Annotated in this window: 17 protein-coding genes and 1 pseudogene; 9 read left to right on the top strand and 9 right to left on the bottom strand. The window is 71.7% G+C overall.

Annotated elements, in window-relative coordinates:
- Positions 1-93 precede the first annotated feature (93 nt).
- Positions 94-807, bottom strand: coding sequence for a hypothetical protein (locus tag CLV70_RS39865; protein ID WP_158277849.1), 714 nt, complete (start codon positions 805-807; stop codon positions 94-96).
- Between the two features lie 142 nt (positions 808-949).
- Between CLV70_RS39865 and CLV70_RS29375 the strand changes: the two genes are divergently transcribed.
- Positions 950-3,712, top strand: a complete 2,763-nt coding sequence (locus tag CLV70_RS29375; protein WP_106129850.1) for an AfsR/SARP family transcriptional regulator — start codon at positions 950-952, stop codon at positions 3,710-3,712.
- Here the strand turns inward: CLV70_RS29375 and CLV70_RS29370 are convergent.
- Complete coding sequence (locus CLV70_RS29370) at positions 3,697-4,014, bottom strand: hypothetical protein (RefSeq protein ID WP_106129849.1); 318 nt, start codon at positions 4,012-4,014, stop codon at positions 3,697-3,699. The two genes, CLV70_RS29375 and CLV70_RS29370, sit on opposite strands and share 16 nt — an antisense overlap.
- A gap of 196 nt (positions 4,015-4,210) precedes the next feature.
- Here CLV70_RS29370 and CLV70_RS39860 point away from each other — a divergent pair, with 196 nt between their 5' ends.
- The 3 genes and pseudogenes from CLV70_RS39860 to CLV70_RS29360 all read left to right on the top strand — a co-directional run bounded on the left by CLV70_RS39860 (position 4,211) and on the right by CLV70_RS29360 (position 10,179).
- Entirely contained in the window at positions 4,211-4,363 is a 153-nt protein-coding gene (locus CLV70_RS39860) for a hypothetical protein (RefSeq protein WP_158277848.1), read from the top strand.
- Positions 4,364-4,400: 37 nt separating this feature from the next.
- Positions 4,401-6,874, top strand: a pseudogene (locus CLV70_RS42150) (AAA domain-containing protein).
- A 137-nt stretch (positions 6,875-7,011) separates the two neighbouring features.
- Positions 7,012-10,179 (top strand): family 78 glycoside hydrolase catalytic domain, encoded by a 3,168-nt coding sequence (locus tag CLV70_RS29360; RefSeq protein ID WP_106129848.1) that lies wholly within the window; start codon positions 7,012-7,014, stop codon positions 10,177-10,179.
- Between the two features lie 20 nt (positions 10,180-10,199).
- Here the strand turns inward: CLV70_RS29360 and CLV70_RS29355 are convergent, their stop codons facing one another.
- From CLV70_RS29355 to CLV70_RS29340, 4 genes are all read right to left on the bottom strand, one after another.
- The gene (locus tag CLV70_RS29355) at positions 10,200-12,125 is read right to left on the bottom strand and encodes an alpha/beta hydrolase (protein ID WP_106129847.1); all 1,926 of its coding nucleotides are present in this window, start codon (positions 12,123-12,125) and stop codon (positions 10,200-10,202) included.
- Between the two features lie 29 nt (positions 12,126-12,154).
- Entirely contained in the window at positions 12,155-12,862 is a 708-nt protein-coding gene (locus CLV70_RS29350; RefSeq protein ID WP_106129846.1) for a response regulator, read from the bottom strand.
- On the bottom strand, positions 12,859-14,049 hold the full coding sequence (locus CLV70_RS29345; RefSeq protein WP_106129845.1) for a sensor histidine kinase: 1,191 nt from the start codon (positions 14,047-14,049) through the stop codon (positions 12,859-12,861). Before CLV70_RS29345 ends, CLV70_RS29350 begins: the two co-directional genes overlap by 4 nt.
- 84 nt (positions 14,050-14,133) lie before the next feature.
- The gene (locus CLV70_RS29340; protein WP_106129844.1) at positions 14,134-15,615 is read right to left on the bottom strand and encodes a non-reducing end alpha-L-arabinofuranosidase family hydrolase; all 1,482 of its coding nucleotides are present in this window, start codon (positions 15,613-15,615) and stop codon (positions 14,134-14,136) included.
- Positions 15,616-15,963: 348 nt separating this feature from the next.
- Between CLV70_RS29340 and CLV70_RS29335 the strand changes: the two genes are divergently transcribed.
- The gene (locus CLV70_RS29335; RefSeq protein WP_281260500.1) at positions 15,964-17,430 is read left to right on the top strand and encodes a glycoside hydrolase family 10 protein; all 1,467 of its coding nucleotides are present in this window, start codon (positions 15,964-15,966) and stop codon (positions 17,428-17,430) included.
- A 51-nt stretch (positions 17,431-17,481) separates the two neighbouring features.
- Here the strand turns inward: CLV70_RS29335 and CLV70_RS39855 are convergent, their stop codons facing one another.
- The gene (locus CLV70_RS39855) at positions 17,482-17,625 is read right to left on the bottom strand and encodes a hypothetical protein (protein ID WP_158277847.1); all 144 of its coding nucleotides are present in this window, start codon (positions 17,623-17,625) and stop codon (positions 17,482-17,484) included.
- A gap of 312 nt (positions 17,626-17,937) precedes the next feature.
- On the opposite strand from CLV70_RS39855, the gene CLV70_RS29330 reads away from it, so the two are divergent.
- Positions 17,938-19,053 carry a hypothetical protein gene (locus CLV70_RS29330; protein WP_106129843.1) on the top strand — a complete coding sequence of 372 codons (1,116 nt, stop codon included), beginning with the start codon at positions 17,938-17,940 and terminating at the stop codon, positions 19,051-19,053.
- 27 nt (positions 19,054-19,080) lie between these two features.
- Here CLV70_RS29330 and CLV70_RS29325 read toward each other — a convergent pair whose 3' ends face one another.
- Positions 19,081-19,503 carry a hypothetical protein gene (locus tag CLV70_RS29325; RefSeq protein ID WP_106129842.1) on the bottom strand — a complete coding sequence of 141 codons (423 nt, stop codon included), beginning with the start codon at positions 19,501-19,503 and terminating at the stop codon, positions 19,081-19,083.
- A gap of 348 nt (positions 19,504-19,851) precedes the next feature.
- Here CLV70_RS29325 and CLV70_RS40530 point away from each other — a divergent pair, with 348 nt between their 5' ends.
- Genes CLV70_RS40530 through CLV70_RS29315 form a run of 3 tightly spaced genes read left to right on the top strand, consistent with a single transcriptional unit; the run spans position 19,852 to position 20,952 of the window.
- Positions 19,852-19,998: a hypothetical protein gene (locus CLV70_RS40530; protein WP_211303930.1), complete on the top strand. Its 147-nt coding sequence runs from the start codon at positions 19,852-19,854 to the stop codon at positions 19,996-19,998.
- Complete coding sequence (locus CLV70_RS40525) at positions 19,995-20,498, top strand: site-specific integrase (protein ID WP_211303929.1); 504 nt, start codon at positions 19,995-19,997, stop codon at positions 20,496-20,498. The genes CLV70_RS40530 and CLV70_RS40525 overlap by 4 nt, the downstream gene beginning before the upstream one ends.
- Before the next feature lie 49 nt (positions 20,499-20,547).
- On the top strand, positions 20,548-20,952 hold the full coding sequence (locus tag CLV70_RS29315) for a hypothetical protein (RefSeq protein ID WP_170148674.1): 405 nt from the start codon (positions 20,548-20,550) through the stop codon (positions 20,950-20,952).
- A gap of 103 nt (positions 20,953-21,055) precedes the next feature.
- Here the strand turns inward: CLV70_RS29315 and CLV70_RS29310 are convergent, their stop codons facing one another.
- Positions 21,056-21,472 (bottom strand): hypothetical protein, encoded by a 417-nt coding sequence (locus CLV70_RS29310; protein ID WP_245908527.1) that lies wholly within the window; start codon positions 21,470-21,472, stop codon positions 21,056-21,058.
- Between the last annotated feature and the right edge of the window lie 166 nt (positions 21,473-21,638).

The raw sequence follows: 21,638 nt of genomic DNA, 5'->3' as shown, positions 1-21,638 counted from the left end.
CGGGTGACTTTTTCTTTGACTCCTCAACGGTCGCTGATGGGGTGGTGATCCGCTCGGGCCGAACTCACCGACTGTGAAGGACCAAAGTCCCGGTCAGCGCAGGCCCTTGCGCAGGCGTGCGACGTGCTCGGTGCCCGGCGGCAGCACCAGCGTGTCCAGCAGCGCCAGGGCCGGCGCCGGTTCCAGGTGGCCGTAGACGTCGTCGAGCCCGGCCAGCAGCGCCCGGAACAGGGCCGGGTGCAGCTCGGCCACCGTGGCGGCGGCCTCGTAGACGTCGTGCTTCACGGACCAGCGCACCGGCCCGGAACACTCCAGGACCCGGGCGGCCCGGCGGTGCAGCGGGCCCGCCGCCAGCTCGGCCAGACGTCCCCCGGCCCGCAGGCGGCGGACGTCGTCGCCGAGAACCGCCGCGAACGCCGCCTCCGCGGTGCCCGCATCCTCGAACCAGTCGACCCACAGCGAGTACGTGACCTGCGGATGACCCTCCACGGCTTCCAGCCGGCGCCGGTAGCCCGCCCACAGCGCCGCCGTGATGGCCGGGTCGGCCCGCTCGGTGACGAACCAGCCCAGCTCCGCCGTCACCCAGTACGCGTCCAGCAGATCGAGCAGCCCCAACCCGATCCGCAGCCGGTGCGCCGGCTCCAGCCGCTCGTCGGCGAGGGCGGCGCCCGTCCACTCGTGGGCGAGCTCGTCGTCGCCGCGTACGGGCGCATCCGGGCCGGCCTCCACCCACCGGCCGGGACCGAGCCGCGTGACGCCGCGCCCGGTCAGCCAGGCGAGTGCCGCGTCCGCGTCGGTGATCCGCATGGCTACCAGTGTGGCGCCCCGCAGCCCGGCCCCGCGCCCCGGTGCGGTCCGGTCGCCGACACAGCCGTGGTTCCGGCGGGGCCGCCGCCCACACTGGGTGCTTGCCGGCCCGGGGGTGCCGGCGGTGTCGGACGGAGGCCGGATGGCGGTGGAGTTCCGCCTGCTGGGCGAGGTGGAAGCGGTCGTGGACGGCGAGCGTCTCGAGCTGGGGCACGGCCGGCAGCGGTGCGTGCTCGCCGTGCTGCTGGCCGACGCCAACCGGGCGGTGCCGGCCGACCGGGTGCTGGAGCGGGTGTGGGGCGACCGGCCGCCGGACGGTGCCCGCGGGGTGCTGCGGACGTACCTGTGCCGGTTGCGCAGGGCGCTCGCCCCGGTGACCGAGGTCGCCATCGTCCGGCGGCCGGACGGCTACGCGCTGACCGTCGACCCGGAGGCGGTGGATCTGCACCGGTTCGGGTCGTTGCTCGCCCGGGCGCGGGCCGCCGGGGACGACGACACCGCCGTTGACCTGTTCGACCGGGCGCTGGGGCTGTGGCGGGGGGAGCCGTTCGGGGTGGCGGACACTCCGTGGCTCAACGCCGTACGGGAGGGACTGCTGGACCAGTGGCGGGCCGCGACGCTCGATCGCAACGACGCCGGCCTGCGGGCCGGGCGGCACGGCCGGCTGCTGCCGGACATCCTGGCCTTCGCCGACGCGCATCCGCTGGACGAACGCCTCGCCGCGCAGATCATGCTCGCCCACTACCGGTGCGGCCGGCGGGCTGACGCGCTGGCGGCCTATCAGCGCACGCGGCGGCTGCTGCGGGACAACCTCGGCGTCGATCCGGGTACGGCGTTGCAGGCGCTCCACCAGCAGGTTCTCGCCGGCCACCCGGCCCTGGAGGCGACCGCGACCGCCGCCACGCCGGTGCCGCGCCAACTGCCGGCCCCGCCGTCGCGCTTCACCGGGCGGTCCGCCGCGCTCGCCGAGCTCGACGCGGCCCTGGACGCCCCGGCGGCCACGGTGGTGATCTCCGCGATCGCGGGCGCCGGCGGCATCGGCAAGACGTGGCTGGCCCTGCGCTGGGCCCACGACAACGCCGCCCGGTTCCCCGACGGGCAGCTCTACGTCAATCTGCGCGGCTTCGACCCGGCCGGCGAACCGGTGACCGCCGCCGCCGCGGTGCGCGGGTTCCTCGAGGCCCTCGGGGTCACCGAGTCCGGCATGCCGGCCGAACTGGACGGTCGCGTCGGGCTGTACCGGAGCCTGATCGCCGCCCGGCGCATGCTGATCGTCGTCGACAACGCCCGCGACGCCGGGCAGGTCGTCCCGCTCCTTCCCGGCGCGGCGCCGTGCGTGGTGCTGGTCACGAGCCGGTGCCGGCTGATCGGGCTGATCAGCGCGTACGGGGCACGCCCGCTGACGCTCGACGTGCTGACCGGCGCGGAGTCCCGGCAGCTGCTCGCCGACCGGGTCGGTGCGGACCGGACGGCGGCCGAACCCGAAGCGACGGCCGCCCTGCTGCGCTGGTGCGCGGGCCTGCCGCTGGCGTTGAGCATCGTGGCCGCCCGTGCGGCTTCGTCGCCGGAGCTGCCGCTGGCCGCCCTGGCCGACGAGCTGCGCGATGCGGCCTCCCGCCTGGACGCGCTCGACGGCGGGGAGGTGGCGGTGAGCGTACGGGCGGTCCTGTCGGTGTCCCACCGGGCGCTGACCCCCGGCGCGGCGCGGCTCTTCGGCCTGATGGGGCTGTGCCCGGGACCGGACCTGGCCCTGCCCGCCGTGGCCAGCCTGGCCGCCCTGCCCGTCGCCCGGGCCGCGAACCTCCTGCGCGAGCTGGTCGCCGGCCACCTCGTCCAGACGCCGTCCGCGGGCCGCTACCGGATGCACGACCTGGTACGCCTCTTCGCGGCCGAGCGCATCGCGGGCGACGAACAGGCCACCGCCGTACGCCGGATCCTCGACCACTACGCGCACACCGCGGCGAACGCCGACCGCCTGCTGGCCCCGAACCGCGACCCGATCGCGCCGGGCGCCCCGATGCCCGGCGTGGTCCCCGAGTCGTTCGACGACCACGGCGCCGCGCACGCCTGGTTCGCCGCCCAGCACACCGGGCTGCGGGCGGCCGTCGACTGCGCCGCGGACGCCGGCCTCGACCCGTACGTGTGCCGGCTGGCGTGGGGCCTCACCACGTTCCTCGACCGGGCCGGGCACTGGCAGGACCGGCTCGCCGTGCACACGGCGGCGTTGGCGGCGGCCGGGCGGCTGAACGACGTACGGGCGCAGGCCCACGCCCATCGCGAGGTGGCCCTGGCGTACGTGTGGCCGCGCCGCCACGAGGAGGCGGACCGGCATCTGAGGCGGGCGCTGGAGCTCTTCCGCGTCCTGCGATGCGCGCGGGGCCAGGCCGACACCGAGCGCAGCCTGGCCCGGGTCCGCGCCCGCCAGGGCCGGCACCGGGAGGCGCTGCCGCACGACCGCGAAGCCCTTGCCCTGTACCGGATCACGGGGAACCGCCCCGGCGAGGCCGTCGCCCTCAACGCGATCGGCTGGCACTACGCCCACCTCGGCGAGCCGCAGCGGGCCCTCACCTACTGCGCCGAATCCCTTGCCCTGCACGAGGAACTCGCCGACCGGCACGGCACCGCGAACACTTTGGACAGTCTCGGCTACGCCTACCACCGCCTGGGCCGCCACCTCGAGGCCGGCGGCTACTTCCGCGCGGCCGCCGGCCTCTTCGACGAGCTCGGCGACCGCTACCGGCAGGGCGCCACCTACGCCCGGCTCGGTGACGCCCACGCCGCCGCCGGCGACACCGCCGCCGCCCACCGGGCGTGGCGGCGGGCGCTGGGCATTCTGATGGGCCTCGGTCACCCCGAGGCCCATGCCGTACGCGAGAAGCTGTCCCCCGCTCAGCTGACCGTGTAGTTCACCGTGTAGTACGCGTGCTTGAGCGCGTCGAACACCAGCGTGTTGCCGGTCACCGGGTGGCTCCCGACGGTCCGGGTGCCGAGGCTGTCGGTCGCGCTGTTGGCGTCCTTCTCGACGAGCTGCACGTTCACGGTGCCGGTGAACGACCGGGAGATCCCGCCGAGCTGCACGGTCTCGTCCTTGTGCACCCCGAAGGGCCCGGCGACCTTGAGGCCGTTGATGCGAACCTCGATCTCGTCCTCCGAGATGGAGTCCTGCAGCTTCTCGCAGTGCAGGGAGTTGAGCTTGATCGTGGACATGCGCCGATCTCCTTTTGCGAAAGGGTGTCGAACTGACCCGTCCAGACTCCGCAGCCGGCGTTGCGCCGCCGTTGAGCGGATGTTGAACGCCCCCGGCCGTGGAGAATCGGTCGGAAACCCGACTGACCCACAAGCTCTGCCTTTCACTATCCGTAGCGTTGCCAACGCTTTTGCGTGGAATCAACGGGAGGCGTGGGTGTCCGGGATCGTCGTCGAGGTCAGCTTCACCCCGCTTCCCGAGGACGACGATTTCGTCCTCGACCAGCTCACCGAGGAACTCGCGGAGGACCTGCGCGACGCCGGCGAGGTGAGCCGGCCGGCGGCGGCCGCACGCAGACCTCCGAGCTGATCGCCGTCGTCCGGGATGCGATCGAGCGTTCCCGCTGATGGGCCGGTACGCCCTGGTGCTCGGCACGGCGACCTACCGCGCCGATCCCCGGCTCGCGGCGCTGCCGGGCGTACGGCAGGACGTCGACCAGCTGAGGACCGTGCTCGACACGGACGGCGACTTCGACGACGTGACCGCCCACCTCGATCTGCCCGTCGCCCACATGCGGCGGATCGTCGAGGACTTCTACGGCGCACGGCGCCGCGGTGACCTGGCCCTGTTCTACTACTCCGGCCACGGCATCCAGCACGCGGACGGCCAATCGCTGTTCCTCGGGACCGTCGACACCGACACGCAGTCCCTGCACGCTTCCGCGTTCGACGTCGAGGGCGTCCTCCGGCACCTGCTCAACACGACGAGCGCCGACCAGAAGGTGGTCTTCCTCGACTGCTGCTTCTCCGGCGCTTTCACCGCCCGGCACCGGTTCACCGGCGGCGTACGGCAGGAACCTCGCCGGGTTCGGCGCGAGCGGGGCACGTTCCTGTTGCAGTCCAGCAGTCACCTCAAGGCGGCGAAGGCCCAGGGCCCGGACCGTCCGTCCCTCTTCACCGAGGTGCTGCTCACGGGTCTGCGCGGGGCCGCCCAGGCGACCGCCGAGGACGGCTGGACAACCGCCGGCGACCTTTCCCGGTACGCGATGAGCGAGATGTCGCGCCGCCGCCAGGACAAGCCGGTCGAGTCGAGCGAGGGCGTCACCGAGCCGATCCGGCTGGTGGCGGCGGGGGCGGCCGGCCACGCGTCGCGGCCCGCGGGCGTACGGGGCGAGGAACCGGACGATGCGCCGTTCGACACGGACCGCTGGCGCCGGCTGCTGACGTACTACGTCGAATGCCTGCAACGCTCCGCGGTCCTGCAGTTCTTCGTGAACCCGGCGATCAAAAGCACCTACCTCGCGGCGCCGGCCGGACCGGAGGTCGTCTTCTCGGCCGTCGAGGCGATTCCGCTGCGAGGCCCGGCCGGCGGCTCGCCGCGTTCGCGACCGCCGAGGGCCGGTCGTTGCAGTACGGCTACCCGGTCGTGGCGCTGCCGCAGAAGAGCCGACAGGTACGCCTCGCGCCCCTGCTCGTCTGCGACCTGACCGTCGGCGAGGACGGGCTGGCCCATCCGGCGCCGCCGCAGCCCAGCCCGGCCCTGATCGACCACTTCCAGCTCTCCCAGGCCGAGGCGGACCAACTGCGGCAGGAAGTCGCCGAACGGATCGTGCCGGGTGATCAGGGTTCGCTCGCCGGGGCGGTCGACATGGTGGCCGCCACCTTCGGCCTGAAGCCCGTCTCGACGCTGGACCCTGCCGCGCTGGTCGGGTCGGTCCAGGCGGGACCGGTCAACGGCGTGCAGAACGCCGGGATGCTGTTCGCCGCGGGCAACGCGGAGTCCCCGGAACGGCAGCTGATCGAGGATCTGCGCGACATCGTCAAGAACGCCGGGAAGATCGCGTCGACCGCGTTGGGCACCCTGGCGGACCGGGCCGCGGACGAGCCGGACGCCGAGATCTCGCCGGTCGCTCTGAGCCCGGTCAACGAGGCCCAGGAGGAGATCATCCGGGCGGCGATGAGCCGGCCGCTGACCGTCGCCCAGGGCCCGCCCGGCACGGGCAAGAGCCAGCTGGTCACGGCGGTGCTCGCGACCGCGACGGCGGCCGGACAGAGCGTGCTGACCGACCCGGCCCGGCTGGCCGCCCGGGCCGAACCGGCCACCCGGTGGGTGCACGTGCCGGGCGGCTTCCGCCGGGGAATCACCGGGTCGGGGTGCAACGACGCCGAGGCGGAGGCGGTGGTCACGGAGGTGCGGCGGTTGCGCGAGGAGTACCCGTACGCGTCCATCGGTGTGGTGACGCCCCTCGCCGAGCAGCAGCGGGTCCTGGACCGCGCCCTGCGCGCCGCCGACGTCGGCGGGGAGCTCGTGTGCGCAACCATCCACAAGTTCCAGGGCAGCGAGAAGGACATCATGGTGGTCTCGCCGGTCGGGGCGCACGGCATCTCCGACCGGACCCGCGGCTGGCTCGCCGACCAGACGAACCTCTGGAACGTCGCCATCACCCGGGCCCGCTCCCAGCTGATCGTCGTCGGGGACCGATCGTGGTGGTCCGGGCAGCGCGGACTGCTCGCCGTCCTCGCGGTGCCCGTCGTCCGCGAGGCCGCGGGCGTCGACCCGGGCCCGCGCCCGGTCGACCGGCTGGTCCCCGGGCTCCGTGCCGCCGGGCTGACGGTGGAATGGGGTACGCCGCTGCCGGGCTACCCGGTCGATCTCACGGTGACCGGCGGCAAGAGGGACCTGGCGGTGCTGATCGACGACCCGGAGGGCGAGCCGGACGGGCGGGCCCTGCGCCGGACCCTCACCCGTCTCGACATCATCGCCGGTGCCGCCGAGGTGCGGCGGATCCCGGTCTGGCGCTGCCTCGCCGAACCCGAGCAGGTGGTCGCCGAGCTGCGGTCGCTGAGCGAACACGACGAGGGGTCACCCCGTACGGAGTGACCCCTCGTGCGTGCGGCTGTCAGCAGCCGATGGTCACCAGGCGTGGAACGTCCGGCCCCTTTTATTGACGGCTGTGATGCAGGTCTCTAGGGTTGCTCGGACGGGGCTGAAACGATTCATCGGTGAGGAGCGGCGGCATGGCGAAGCGCGCATCGAGGGTGGCTGCGATCGTGGCGCTGCTGTTATTGGCCGGCGCCGCTCCCGCGGAGGCGGCGACGTTCGGCGAGCCGCGGGTCGGCGGGCTGACCGTCGAGAAGCAGGCGGCGCCGCTGGGCGTGGATGTCGCCCGACCCCGCCTCGCGTGGATCCTTTCCACCGGCCGGCAATCGGCGTACGAGGTCGTGGTGTCGAAGTCCGCCTCCGGTGCGGGGAAGGTCTGGGACAGCGGCCGGGTCACCTCGTCCCGGTCCTTCGACATCGAGTACGCCGGGCCCGCGCTCGAGTCCCGAACCCGTTACTACTGGCGGGTCCGGGTCTGGGCCGGCTCCGCGCGGGCGTCCGGCTGGAGCAGTCCCGCCTGGTTCGAGACCGCCTTCCTGCACCGGGACGAGTTCGGCGGGAGCTGGATCGGTGCGCGCCGCAACGCGCCTCAGGTGTCCTTCGGGAACGCGTCCTGGATCTGGTATCCCGAAGGTGATCCGGCGGCCTCCGCGCCGGCCGCTACCCGCTACTTCCGGCGTACGTTCGCATTGCCGGCGGAGGGGCGGATCAGCGCGGCGGAGATGCAGCTGACCGCCGACGACGCTTTCACGCTCTCGGTGAACGGCACGGAGATGTCGCGCTCGCCGGCCGTGGCCGATGCGTGGCGGACGGCCTCGATCATCGACATCTCGTCCGCGTTGCGTCCCGGGCGGAACGTCATCGCCGTCGAGGCGGTCAACGCGAATCCCGGGCCGGCCGGGCTCCTGGCCACCTTGCGGGTGGACCATTCGGCCGCGCCGCTCGACGTCGTGACCGACGGGCAGTGGAAGGCCTCGGACACCGCCGCGGACGGCTGGGCACGGCCGGACTTCGACGACGCGAACTGGCCCGCCGCCCGGGTGGCCGCCGCGTACGGGTCCGGCCCGTGGGGCAATTCCGTCTCCGCCCCGCCGCCGCCGGAAACGCTGCTCCGCACCGAATTCGCGCTCACGCGGCCGGTCGCCTCGGCGCGCGCCTACATCGCCGGCCTCGGCTACAACAAGCTCTCCGTCAACGGCCGCAGAATCGGCGACCACGAACTCGACCCCGGCTTCACCGTCTACAGCAAAACCGTTCTTTACAGCACGTACGACGTGACGAGTTCCCTGCGCCGCGGCGGCAACGCGGTGGGGGTGAGCCTCGGGCGCGGCTACCACTCGATGACGAACCCGGACGAGTGGAAGAACTCCGGCTGGTGGGGCGAGCCGAAGCTGAAACTCGAACTCGACATCACGTACACGGACGGGACCACCCGGAAAGTGGTCAGCGACGAGGGCTGGACCGTGGCCGACGGCCCGACCCGCTCGGAGTCGCTGTGGTTCGGCGAAACGTACGACGCCCGCCTGGAACAGCCCGGATGGGACCGGCCCGGCTTCACGCGCCCCGGCTGGCGGCCCGCCGTCGCGGTCAGCGCGCCCGGCGGAACCCTGCGCTCCCAGGCCTTCCCGCCGATCAAGGCGACGGACCGCCTCGAGGTGGCCGCCACCACCGAACCGGCCGCCGGCCGCCACGTCTACGACTTCGGCAGCCCGACGGCCGGGTGGGCCCGGATCGGCGTCCGCGGCCCGGCCGGGACCACGGTCAGGATCACGTACGGCGAGAAACTGCGCCCCGACGGCACGGTCGACAACTCCGGGGCGTACGGAATGCAGCTTCAGGTCTACTCCTACACCCTGAAGGGCGGCGGCGCGGAAACCTATCAGCCCAGCTACAGCTACGCCGGGTTCCGCTACGCCCAGATCGACACCCCGCCCGGAGTGACCCTGGAATCCGTGGACGGTTTCCGCGTCCACACGGCCGTCGCCGAAACCGGGGGCTTCACCAGCTCCAGCGACCTGCTGAACCGCTACCACGACGCGCAGAAGAACACGATCCTGAACAACCTGCATTCGATCCCGACCGACACCCCGATGTACGAGAAACGGCCGTACACCGCGGACGGCCACCTGTTCGCCGACTCGGCCATCGCCGGTTTCGACATGGAAACCTTCTACGAGAACTGGATGCGTTCCCACCGCGACGACCAGAACGCGGACGGATCGATCGGCGTTACCGTGCCGACGACGGAATCGGGCAAGGCGGTGAAGGACCCCATCTGGGCGGCGAGCTTCGTCCTGGTCACCTGGGACCTCTACTGGTATTACGGCAACAAGCGGGCCGTCGCCGAGAACTACGACGGCATGAAGGCGTGGCTCGGCTTCTACGAACGCACCGTCGCGGCGACCGGCGACATCTACACCGGTTTCAGCTACGGCGACTGGCTGGCACCCGGCTTCGCGTTCGCTCCCGAGGGCACGCGGCTCTCCGGTACGGCGTACCTCTATCTGACCGCCACGAAACTGGCGCAGATGGCCCGTGCCCTGAACCACGGCGCCGACGCCGACCACTTCGAGGCATTCGCCGCCCGGCTCGCCACGGCCTTCAACGCGACGTTCCTCGACCGCGCGGCCGGCGCCTACTTCGACGACCGGGCGGCCGGCTACCGCCAGACGTCCAACCTGCTCCCGCTGAGCCTCGGCCTCGTCCCCGAGGCCGACCGCCGCGCGGTCCTCGCCAACCTGGTCGCCGACATCGACCAGCGCGGCGCCCACCTCAACACCGGCGCCCTCGGCACCAAGATCATCCTGCCGGTCCTCACCGACGCGGGCCGCGCCGACCTCGCCTACCGCATCGCCACGAACCCGACCTACCCCGGCTGGGGCTACTGGTTCGAGGCCCTCGGCGCCACCACCATGTGGGAGGAGTGGAACGCCACCTCCCGCTCGCACGACCACGCCTTCCTCGGCACGGTCGACGACTGGCTCTATCAGCGGGTCGCAGGCATCGAACCGGCGGCGCCGGGCTACACCGCCATCACCATCAAGCCCCACCCGGTCGGCGACCTGCGCACCGCCGGGGCGCGGGTCGACTCGCCGCTCGGCACGGTGAGCTCGCAGTGGACCCGCGCGGGCGGGCGGTTCACCCTCCGGGCCACCGTCCCGTCGGGCGCGACCGCCACGATCTACGTCCCGGCCCGGAACCGGCAGGCCGTCACCGCCACCGGCGCACGTTTCGAGGGCATGAGCGGCGGCTACGCCAGATTCCGGGTCGGGCCGGGCAGGCACGTCTTCCACTCGGAGAGCTGAGCGCCGGGGTTCCCCCCGGCTCAGCGGAGGGTCAGGAGGGCCAGGTTGGCCGCGGCTGCCGCTCCGACCGCGGTGGTGAGAAGGGCGGCCAGGGAGGGCGCCGCCTGGAATCCCAGGGCGGCGCCGAGGATCGCCGCAGCCATGGTCAGGACCGGCGCCGCCCGGACGGTCCAGTGTGGAGGCCGGCGGCGGGTCCAGGCCGCGTAGGCGCTCAGGCCGACGGCCAGGCCGATGGACGGGACAGCCACGGTTGCGCCGCCGATGAACGTCTGGGGGCGTACGGTCCAGACCAGGAGCACGGCCAGGAGCCAGCCGCCGATGCCCAGCGGGATCGGGGTCAGCAGGCGCAGCCACATTCCCGTCCGGGGGCGGAAGCCGCCGCGGCGGCGGACGTGGCGCGCCATCGCCCCGAGGCCGAGCAGCGTGAGCAGGGCGCCGCCCACGGTGATTCCGAGCAGGTAGTGGCCGATGGCCGAGAGGCTGATCGACGGACGGAAGGCGACCGGCCTGGTGTCGAACCCCGTCGCGTCCACGGTGCCCGAGTCGAAGAACGTGGCGAGGAGGCGTTTCCCGGCGTCCGGTCGGTGCTCCCAGAAGTCGCCGGTATGGCCGAGTTCGGGCAGGACCACCTGATGCCCGCGGGACAGCGTCGGCAGGTATTCGCGGGTGGCGAGTTCGGCAGGCGTGGAGAAGTCCAGCGTCCCGCCGATCAGCAGGGTCTCGGCGTCGCTCCGGCGCAGGGTGCGGTATTCGGCGTTGTCGGGGCTGTCCGGCCACGCCTGGTAGAAGCCGCCGGGGCCGCCCCACAGCAGGTCGGTTGCCGCGTTGCCGAGAACCGATCCGGGATCGCCGCCGGCGGCGTAGTAGCGCTCCGCGGCCGGTGCGTCGATCATGCCGAACGAGGCGAACTCGCCCCAGACGAAGGAGCCGGGGATCACCAGGTCGCCCAGGACGGACAGCGCCCACAGGGCGGCGGGGTCCCCGCTCAGATAGGCGTCGATCACCGTGGGGGCGTTGAGCGGTGCCGAGCCGGGGCCGTTCGTGAACAGGCCGTACATGCCGCCGATCCGGACGTTGCCCTCCTTGATGCGCAGGGGACCCCAGCGCCCGGGGACGCCGGCGGCGGTTCTGCGCATCGTGGCGGCAAGGTCGGTGGTGCGGGCGGCGCAGCGCGCGTCGGCCCGGCACAGCTCGGCGTAGCGGCCCAGCTGGCGGTCGGTGATCCGCGGGTCCCAGACGAAGTGACCGGGCGGGTTCACCGAGATCATCGCCGAGCGGTGCAGCGACCGCGGATAGCGCCAGGAGTAGACCATCGCGGTCCGGGTGCCCGCGCTGGTGCTGAGCAGGTTGATGAGCGGGTAGCCGAGGGCCGTCCGGGCCGCTTCGAGGTCGTCGGCGCGCTGGGGGATCGAGTAGCCGGTGAGGTCGGTGTCGGCGCTGAGGCGGCGCGCACAGGCGGCGAAGGCCCGGGTGCCGGCCCGCAGGGACGCCGTGCCGGCCAGGTCGGCGGAGGCCGACAGCGCGCGGGTGACCTCGGGGCAGTCCAGCCGGCGGGAGCCGTCGACGCCGCGATAGCCGACCAGCACCACGTCATGGCCGGCGGTCAGGCGGCCGGCCTGGGGGAATTTCAGGTTCGTGGCACCCGGCCCGCCGTTGAGACGGAAGATCGGCGCGCCGGTGGCCGCTCCGGTGGCGCGGACCCGGATCACCGGCAGGGAGATCAGGGCCGATCCCGGGTCGCGACGGTTCTCGGGCACCACGAGCGTGCCGCAGTCGGCCGCGACGGTGCCGGCCTCGGTCTCGTACGTGCAGGGCCGCATGGTGAGCGACCCGGCTCGCGCGCCGGCGGGGACCGTCAGGCGCTCCGGCGGCCGCAGGGCCAGGTAGCCGAGGCCGAGCAGGACGAGTCCCACCAGCACCGGGGCGATGAGCTTCGGCATGGTCATGGCCGAACGCTAGGTGCCGGCGGTTCCGGTCACGTCCCTCCGCCGAGGTCAGCGGCCGTCCCCCTGTGGGGGTACGGATGGTCCATCAGCCCGCCCCGGTACGCGAGCACCACCGCCTGCGCGCGGTCCCGGGCGTCGATCTTGGTGATGATCCGCTTCACGTGGGTCTTGACGGTCGACTCGGCGACCGTGAGCAGCTCGGCGATCTCGGCGTTGGAGTAGCCCTCGGCGACGAGGCGCAGCACCTCGCGTTCCCGCCCGGTCAGCCGCCCGAGCCGCTCCGGCTCGGGCGGCGCCGCCCGGCTGCCGGACTGCCGGGCGACGAAGACGCCGATCAGCTCCCGGGTGACCGCGGGGTCGATCAGCGCGTCGCCGGACGCCAGGACCCGTACCGCGTCGATGAGCCGCTCGGGCGTGGCCCGCTTGAGCAGGAATCCGCCGGCGCCCGCTCGCAGGGCTCCCCACACGTACTCGTCATAGTGGAACGTGGTGAGCACCAGCACCCGGGTGGGCAACCCGCTCGCGACGATCCGCCGGGTCGCCTCGATGCCGTCGATCCCCGGCATCCGGACGTCCAGGACGGCGACGTCCGGTCTCAGCTCCCGGCAGCGGGTGACCGCCTGCAGCCCGTCCGCGGCTTCCCCCACCACCTCGATGTCGCCGGCCGTGCCGAGGACGACGCCGACCCCGGCGCGCAGCAGCGCGTCATCGTCGGCCAGCAGCACCCGTACGGTCATCGCGAGCTCTCCGAGGGTCTCGCCGGCACGGGAACCGGCGTGGCACGGAGCCGGCAGCGCATCGTGAAGCCGCCGGTCCCGGCCGGGTCCCTGCCGGGGCCATGGGTGACGGTGCCGCCGAAGAGCGCGGCGCGCTCGCGGATGCCGAGCAGGCCGCGCCCGGGCCGGTAGCTCCCGGCGGGCCCGCGTCCGTTGTCCTCGACCGTGATGCCGAGCCACCCGTCGTCGAGCCGCAGCGACACCCGGGCGGTGCGGGCGTCGGCATGCTTCAGCACGTTGGTGAGACCCTCCTGGACGATCCGGTAGGCGGTCAGGTCGAGGCTGTGGGGCAGGCCGCCCGGCGGGACCTCGTTGCGGACCGTGACCCGCAGCCCCGCCTGCGCCATCCGCTCCGCGAGGCCGGGCAACAGCTCGAGCCCGTACGCCTCGGTGGACCATGCACCGGCCCCATCCTCATCGCGCAGGAGACCCAGCACGCGGTCGAGCTCGGTCAGCGCCTCCCGGCCGGCCCGTTCCAGCTCGGACAGCAGGCCCTTGGCCCTCTCCGGGTCGTGGTCGAGCACCCGCCGCCCCGCCCCGGCCTGCACGAGCATCAGGTTGACCGTGTGCCCGATCAGGTCGTGCAGTTCCCGGGCGATCCGCGCCCGCTCGTCGGTCATCGCGCGCTCCTGGATGAGCTCCCGCGCCGTCCGCTGCTCCTCACGCCGGCGGGCCATGGCATATCCGGCCGACCAGAGGGCCAGCCACACCAGCAGCACCCCGGTCGGCTGGGTGAGCCGGACGACGTCGTCACGGGCGGCGAAGTAGACGGCGGTGCAGCCGGCCAGCACCACGAGAGCCCACCGTGCCCGGCGGGCGGTGGCGTAGAGCGCGACCGAGAAGGTGCCCAGGAGATTCGCGTACGGCGACAGCCAGCTCGCCGGCGTGGTCAGCGCCTCGGCGCACAGGGCGGCTCCACTGAGCAGGAAAGCGCCGAACGGCAGGCGCCGGCGCAGCGCGAGGGCCACCGCCATCGCCGTGCCCGCCGCGGTGGCCGCCGCCGCATACCGCGCGGGCACCGGATCCAGCATGAACCGCTCGGTCAGCAGAGCGGCCAGGAAGACCGCCGCGAGCGCGAGGTCGGCGGCCGGCAGCCCCACCGGCCGCAGGACCGCCCGGAACCGGTGTCCCGGCAACGCTTCCGCCATGCCGCCCAGTCTCGCCCCGGGACAGCGGTCCACACCATGCCGGGCCCGGAGTGAACGCCCCGGGCCCGGCGATGGTGGATCGGATCAGCGGCGCGTCAGCAGGCCGGGGCGGTACGGCAGGAGGCCGTAGTCGCCGCCGGAGCTGGGGGAGCGGCCCTGGTAGAGCAGTTGCAGGTTGCACGGGTCGATGGTCATGGTCTGGTCGGCGTTCACCCGGACCAGCTCGCCGTGGCTGATGTCGTTGGTCCAGGTGGCGCCGCTGTTGGCCTTGCCGGCGAAGGGGTTGCTCTCGGTGGCGGCCTGCGGTGTCCACGACCCGCCCAGGCTGCTGGCGGTGAACGAGCGGAAGTAGCGGCCGTTCGCGCCGATCGCCTCGACGATCATCAGGTACTGGTTCTGGCCCTGGACCTTGTAGACCTGCGGTGCCTCGAAGAGGTTGTTCGTCGAGTCGCTCATCACCACGGTCGAGCCGCTGCCGAAGCTGCCGGGGAAGTTGCCGATCGGCATGGAGGCCCGGTAGATCTTGCCGTTGTCGCCGGCGAAGAACAGGTACATGTTCGTGCCGTCACCGATGAGCGTCTGGTCGATCGGGCCGGTGCCGGAGCCGGAGATGCTGCCGGAGAACAGGGTCTGCGCCGCCGACCAGCCGTTCGCGTTGGTGGGGTCGCTGGAGGTGCGGTAGGAGAACGCCGTCGGGCCCCACTGGTACGCGAGCACCCAGACGCTCCTGGGGGCGAAGTAGAACAGCGTCGGGGCCACGGTCGCCGACGACATCGCGTTCTGGCTCGCCGAGGCCATGTCGGACCAGTTCGTGAACAGTCCGAAGTTCATCGAGCCCCAGGTGGATCCGGTGTCGTGCGTGGTCGCGTACACCAGTTGCCGGCCGTTGTACGGCACGGTGGTGAAGTCCTTGAGCGAGACCCACCCGGACCTGGGGGTGGCCAGCGCCCCCGTCGAGCTCCAGCGGTACGTCGACGGCAGGGTGCAACTGCCGCCCGGCGGCGGCGTCGTGGGATCGGTGCCGCCGACCCGGGCGAGCTGCCACTGCTGGTTGGCGCCGTTCCAGTCGCTGTACTGGACGATGTTGGCACCGTCGGCGGTCGACGCGCCCTGCACCTCGAGCGCCTTGCCGCTGTTGCGGTTGATCAGCTGAACGTAGCCGTCGATGTCCTGGATGCCGAACTGCTGGTTGGCGGCGTTGGTGTCGGTCCACTGGACGACGGAGCCGCCGTCGGCGGTGGACCGGTTGTAGACGTCGAGCACCTTGCCCGAGTGCCTCGACTTCAGCCGGTAGAAGCCGCCGCCGGAGTCGACGAACTGCCACTGTTGCTGGTTCTGGTCGTTGCGCGTCCACTGGGTGATCCGGGCGCCGTCGTTCGTGGCCAGGTTGTACACGTCGAGGGCCTTGCCGCTGTTGCGGTTGACCAGCACGTACCAGGCGGTGGTGTCGATGGTCGCGGCCGACGCCGCGGGCGCATTCACGACGGTGAGCAGGCTGCCGGCCAGCACGGTGAACGCTGCGGTTGCCGCCGCGAGCCATCGGCGGCGATTCGGGGACGGTTTCACGCTGCTTCTCCTCCAGCATTCGGCAACGCATTTGATCTTCTGATGTGACCGGTAACAACAGTGCGTAATCGAAACTTCCAATTATCGGTCGGTGGGGATTCGCCATGTTGCCAGAGCATTACGCGGACGGCAAGAGGAGTCACTGACCAGGGGTAATAGTGCCTAGTCAGGGACGTCTACTTCCGGAAGTTTTCCGGAACCTGTTGTTTCACGGGTGTTGCTGTGCCAGCATCGACCCATCGGTGCACGTCATTACCGCCGCTTTCACATGGACGCGTGACGGTTCCTATTCAGTCGTACGCGTGGCGCTTGGTGCCCGTATTCGGAGAACCGAGAAAGGAGTCAACCGTGGCAAGCAGTTCTCCTGCCGTTCCCCCCGCCGCCCCGGGCAGACGGTCGAGGTGGACCCGGCTGCTGGCCGGCGCCGCCGCCGGAGCCCTCGCGACAGTGGGTGTGCTCACGGCGATGCCCGACGCGAACGCCGCGGCGGGCACCCTCGGCGCGGCGGCCGCCCAGTCGGGCCGCTACTTCGGCACGGCGATCGCGGCCAACCGCCTCGGCGACTCGACGTACACCACGATCGCCGGACGTGAGTTCAACATGGTCACGGCCGAGAACGAGATGAAGCCGGAAGCGACCCAGCCCAACCGCGGCCAGTTCACCTTCAGCGCCGGCGACCAGATCTACAACTGGGCGACGCAACGCGGCATGAAGGTGCGCGGCCACACCCTCGCCTGGCACGCGCAGCAGCCGGGCTGGATGCAGAGCCTCGGCGGCAGCAGCCTGCGCCAGGCGATGATCGACCACATCAACGGCGTGATGGCCCACTACAAGGGCAAGCTCGCGGCCTGGGACGTCGTCAACGAGGCCTTCAACGAGGACGGCAGCCGCCGGCAGTCCAACCTCCAGTCCACCGGCAACGACTGGATCGAGGTCGCGTTCCGTACGGCCCGCAACGCCGACCCGTCCACCAAGCTCTGCTACAACGACTACAACATCGAGAACTGGTCGTACGGCAAGACGCAGGGCGTGTACAACATGATCCGCGACTTCAAGTCCCGCGGCGTACCGATCGACTGCGTCGGCCTGCAGACCCACTTCACCGGCGGCAGCTCGCTGCCCGGCAACTTCCAGACCACGCTCTCGAGCTTCGCCGCCCTCGGCGTCGACGTGGCCCTGACCGAGGTCGACGTCACCAACTCCTCGACCTCCCAGTACGCCGGCCTCACCCAGGCCTGCCTCAACGTGGCCCGCTGCATCGGCATCACCGTCTGGGGTGTCCGCGACAGCGACTCCTGGCGCGCCGGCGAGAGCCCGCTGCTCTTCGACAACGGAGGGAACAAGAAGGCCGCGTACACGTCGGTCCTGAACGCCCTCAACGCTGCCGGCCCCTCCACCCCGCCGAGCGACGGCACAGGGTCCCCGTCGACCCCGCCCACCGGCGGCAACCGCATCGTCGGCGCCCAGTCCGGCAGATGCATCGACGTGCCGAGCGCATCGCAGAACGACGGCACCCGGGTCCAGCTCTACGACTGCAACGGCCAGACCAACCAGGCCTGGACCCTGACTTCGAGCAAGCAACTGACCGTGTACGGCGCCAAGTGCCTGGACGCCGCCGGCTCCGGCAACGGCTCGGCGGTCCAGATCTACAGCTGCAACGGCCAGGCCAACCAGCAGTGGAACGTGAACTCCAACGGCACCATCACCGGGGTGCAATCGGGACGCTGCCTCGACGTCTGGGGCACGGGCAACGGCCAGCAGGTCCAGATCTACGACTGCAACGGCCAGGCCAACCAGCGATTCAGCATGAACTGACCGATCGCGTACGGGGTGTGGCGGCGCACGGTGCCGCCACACCTTCGCGTGTCACGCCCGGCGGGTGACGGTGAGATGGAAACCCTTCGGAACCATGGAGAAGCTCAGCCCCTCGGTCACGGCGCCGGCCGACCGGTCCGGCACGAAGTCGAAGGACCGCGCCAGCACCGAGGTCACCACGGCCGTATCGATCATGGCCAGATTGCGTCCGGGGCAGAAGCGGGGGCCCGCCCCCGCAAGCCGTCGTCGTCGCGGTGCACAACAAGCGTCTGCGGACCGGGGTGAGGGCGACCTGCGGGTTGTGCAGCAGATTCTCGGGCAGGCCGACCGCCCGGAGCACCGGCCCGGCGGCCAGCCCGACATCGGCGAGCGTGGCACTCGTCGTCGATATTCTCCTCAAGGTGGCCCACGATATGCAGATGGGGGAGACGCGTCATCAGCCGAACGCGCCAGGTCAGTCGCACTTCGCGCCACCCCGGGCCGGCCCGTCGCCGATAGGATGCCGCCGTGATCCGTGAGATGCGCTTCGTCGTGTCTGTGCCGGACGAGGTCTCGGCCTACGCCGTCGCCGAGAAGCTGGCGGAGCGCGGCCACCTGCTGGTCGCCGTACGGGAGGTGCCGGCCGACCCGGCGGAGGCCCGCTTCGCCGGCTGGTGGCGGGCCCACTCGCTGGCCGTGGACCCGCCCTACGAGGGCCCGCTGGAGGTCTCATCGGCCGAGAAGAAGGCCGTCGCCGCCATCGCCCGCACGTACGGCGGGCAGGCCAACTCGGCATGCGGCCAATTCCCGGACAAAGCGATCGAACGCTTCTCGCGGGAGGGCCTCGCGCACTCGCTCGACCGGGCCGAGGCCGACCGGATCCGCGCGAAGCTCGTAGGCACGCAGACGGCCGCCGCACCGACCCCGCCCACGCCCCCCGGACTCAAATGCGGCGGTTTCCGTCGTCCCGCCGCCGACCTGCGCGCGGCCGCCGTCGAGGGCTGTACCTTCGACGGCGTGGGCGACCTGATCGCGGCGATCGCCGACGACGCGTTCCCGCAGGGCTCGGTGGTGCCCGCCACTCCGGCAGCGGTGCCCCGGGTGGCCGCGCTCGCGGGAGCCGACGGGGTGAGCGACTTCTACCGGGCTACGGCGCTCATGGTGCTGTTCCGGATGAGCACCGCGGGCCGGCGGCGGCTGGCCTACCAGGCGGACGCCCCGGAAAGCGACGGCACCGAGACGCCCGCGGAATCAGCGACCCGGGCGGCGGTCGCGGCGGTGCTTCCCGGCCTCTCGGCGGGCCGCAGCGAACTGGGCCAATTTCTGCTCGCTGCCCTGTCCGCGGCCACGCGAGAGGCGGGGGCCGCCCCGCTGGCCGGGCTGGAGCGGATCGCCGGGCGCTACGCGGGCACCGCCCGCATCCCGGTGGTGAACCTGATCCGCGCAGTGGCCGACGGCGCCGAAGAGCCCATCCGGACCGCCGCCGCGGCGGTGGTGGCGGCCCTGCCCGAGGTGGTCGACGGCCTGCAGAGCCCGAAGGCCACGGCCGAGGGCCGGGCACTCGACACGCTCGACACCGTGCTGCGGTGGGAGCTGGACAACGCCCGCTTGTCCAAACTCGGCACGGTCTTCGGCCCCCGCTGATAAGGCGTTATCCGCGGGCCGCCGGGCCTACCGCTGTCCGGGCAACTGACGCACCTGCCGGGCGAGCCTCTCGATGCCGGCGGGCACAAAGATCAGCCAGAGGATCGCCAGCAGATTAGGACCGAAACCGTCCTGGGCCTCCGAGCCCGACAGATTCAGCAGGACGATCGGCCCGACCGCGATCCCCGGCATCAGAACCCACCAGGCGAGATAGGTGGCGAGAATCTCCAGCGGGCGCAACCGTGTCGAGGCGACGATGCGGTAGGGCGTCACGTACGAGATCGTGCCTCTGTGGTATTGACCGCTCGTCGCGCCGACGACGAGCTGATGTCGGCGCAGAGGCCATATCGGCAGGATGGCCGTGGCCCACTCGGTGGCGGTGTGCGTGCCATCGGGCTGCCGCTTGGAGAAGCCCAGATATTTCGTGCCGAACCCCGCCGTCGTTGACAATGGAGCCTCCCGCCCACCGCGATCCTGTCGGGCAGCCTACGACGCATGTCAATCGGTGAGGCACCCCGCAGCGACGGCATCCGCACCGCCGGTGAATCATGACGGCCTACCCGGCAAGTGATCGCTGCCGGGCCTCCGCCGATGGGCATGTCATTGACGCTCGCCCACCCCGATCTACAACCAGCCCCGGGCCGCGTGCTGGTTCCCGATCGCGCCGGGGCTGACGCCGCACGGGCTGCGGCACATTCTTCCTGCTTAGTTCCTGTGTTGCGATTGGCTGCTACGGATGATTGACCTAGGGGTTTGGCGGTTGCGCTGAGGCGTGTTGTGTTTCTACTGTCGGCGCCCGTGATCTTGACCTTCTTCTCTGCCCAGGGCTGGCAGTCGTGGGATGTGGCGCATCGGCCGTTGATCCCGGAGGGCATGCCGGTACTCGTCGACGACGATCTGCGGTTCGAGGACGGCCCGGCAGCCCGCGTCCGACCGTTGCGGTGAACCGGTGGCTGCGAGAGTTACCGGCCAGCGGTGCGCCGGCGGCGAACTCGTGGCAGACGTACGCGCGGATGCTGAAGGACTGGGCGGAGTTCCTGGCAGTGCACGGTGTCGGGCTGTTCGAGTCGCGGGAGCGGCTGAAGGCGGGGTTGAGCCGGTACACCGGGCACCGGGCTACGGGGCCGGTGAAGGCCCGATTCGCGGCGACGACGTGGGGCCAGCACATGAGCATCCTGTCGCTGTTCTACCGGTGGGCGATGGCCGAGGGCTACGCGTCGGCGGAGCCGTTCACCTACCGCGCGGCACGGGCGTTGTTCGCCGGGACCGGGCGCCGGCCGGTCTGGGCCGAGCACGCCGAGCGGACCAAGACCTTCATCGGCAAGCTCGGCAAGACCCGCACCGTTGAACGCGACCGCCTGCGCACTGACCACGACCGCGCTCAGCGTGTCATCGCCGAGATCGACGCCGCGACCGCACCGAAGCCCGACAAGGACGAACAATGAGGATCACCGCAGCTCAACGAGCCGAGAACGAAACCGTATCCAGGCAACGATGGACCGGCTCCTGCGCGGCGAGATCCCGGCCGGCGGCAAGTGCGACATCAAGACCCTGGCCCGCGAAGCGGGCGTCGACCGCACCGCGTTCTACGGCAACCGGCCCTACGCACACCTGCGAGCCGACTTCGAGCATCGCCTCCAGCAGTTGCACCAGACCGGCCAGACCCCGGACCCGCGCATCGCCCAGATCACCCGTCTGAAGGCCGACATCGGCAAACTCACCGAACGCCTATCCCGAGCCGACCAGAGGATCGCCGAACTCACCGACTTCCGCAGCCAGGCCCTGTCCCGCCTCGCCGCACAGCACGAAGAGATCATTCAGCTCCGCGAGGCCGCCTCCGGCACGGGCCGCGTGATCCGCCTGCCCACGAACCGCTCCCAGACGATCGGCCCATGTTGAAGCCAAACCGGCCCTACACCTGCACAGATGAGCACCCTCGACTGCCCACCCCGGCCCCGCGATGATGCCGCATCGCCGCCGCGGGCACGGGAGACCACGAATGTCAGCTCAACCTGCGCAGCCCATCGGTGACGGCCGCCCGCAGCTGCTCGCCGTATTCATCCGCCGGCAACACACCGACATACTCGGCCGCCCGTTCGAACGCGACGCGGGCGGCGGCAGCGTCGCCCAGTTGCTCGTGAGCCGACGCCACCCCCACGAGCAGCGAAGGATAAAAGGGCGCCACCCTCTCGTCACCGACAGCGTCAGCATGCCGCAACGCCTCCTGATTCCATCGAAGGATCTCTGCGGGATCGTCCTGCCGCCGGGCAAGATAGTGCGCCGCAACGCAAGCGTCGTAGTCGTCAGTTCGCGCCGCCCATGCCTGCTCGAAAAGCGCCTGGGCGTCTAGCAGCCGTCCTTCCACCTCCGCCCGCATTCCCTCTTGGCACAGCTTCAGCACGGGGTTACCCAGATCCATCATCACTCCTGTCATCACCAAATGGCCGACAAGACGACCTTGAGGCCTCCACCAGGTCGAGGGTCAAGCAGATGGAGCACTGGAGTGCCGCGATTCCCGGCTTGGACCGGTATCCGGCCTCGCCCGCCGCACCTCGCGGACAGCATGAGCCGGGCCACAGAATCCT

Origin of the sequence: Pseudosporangium ferrugineum (assembly GCF_003002065.1) — a bacterium.
GTDB classification, from domain to species: Bacteria; Actinomycetota; Actinomycetes; order Mycobacteriales; family Micromonosporaceae; genus Actinoplanes; species Actinoplanes ferrugineus_A.
This window is presented reverse-complemented; position numbering and strand designations above follow the sequence as displayed.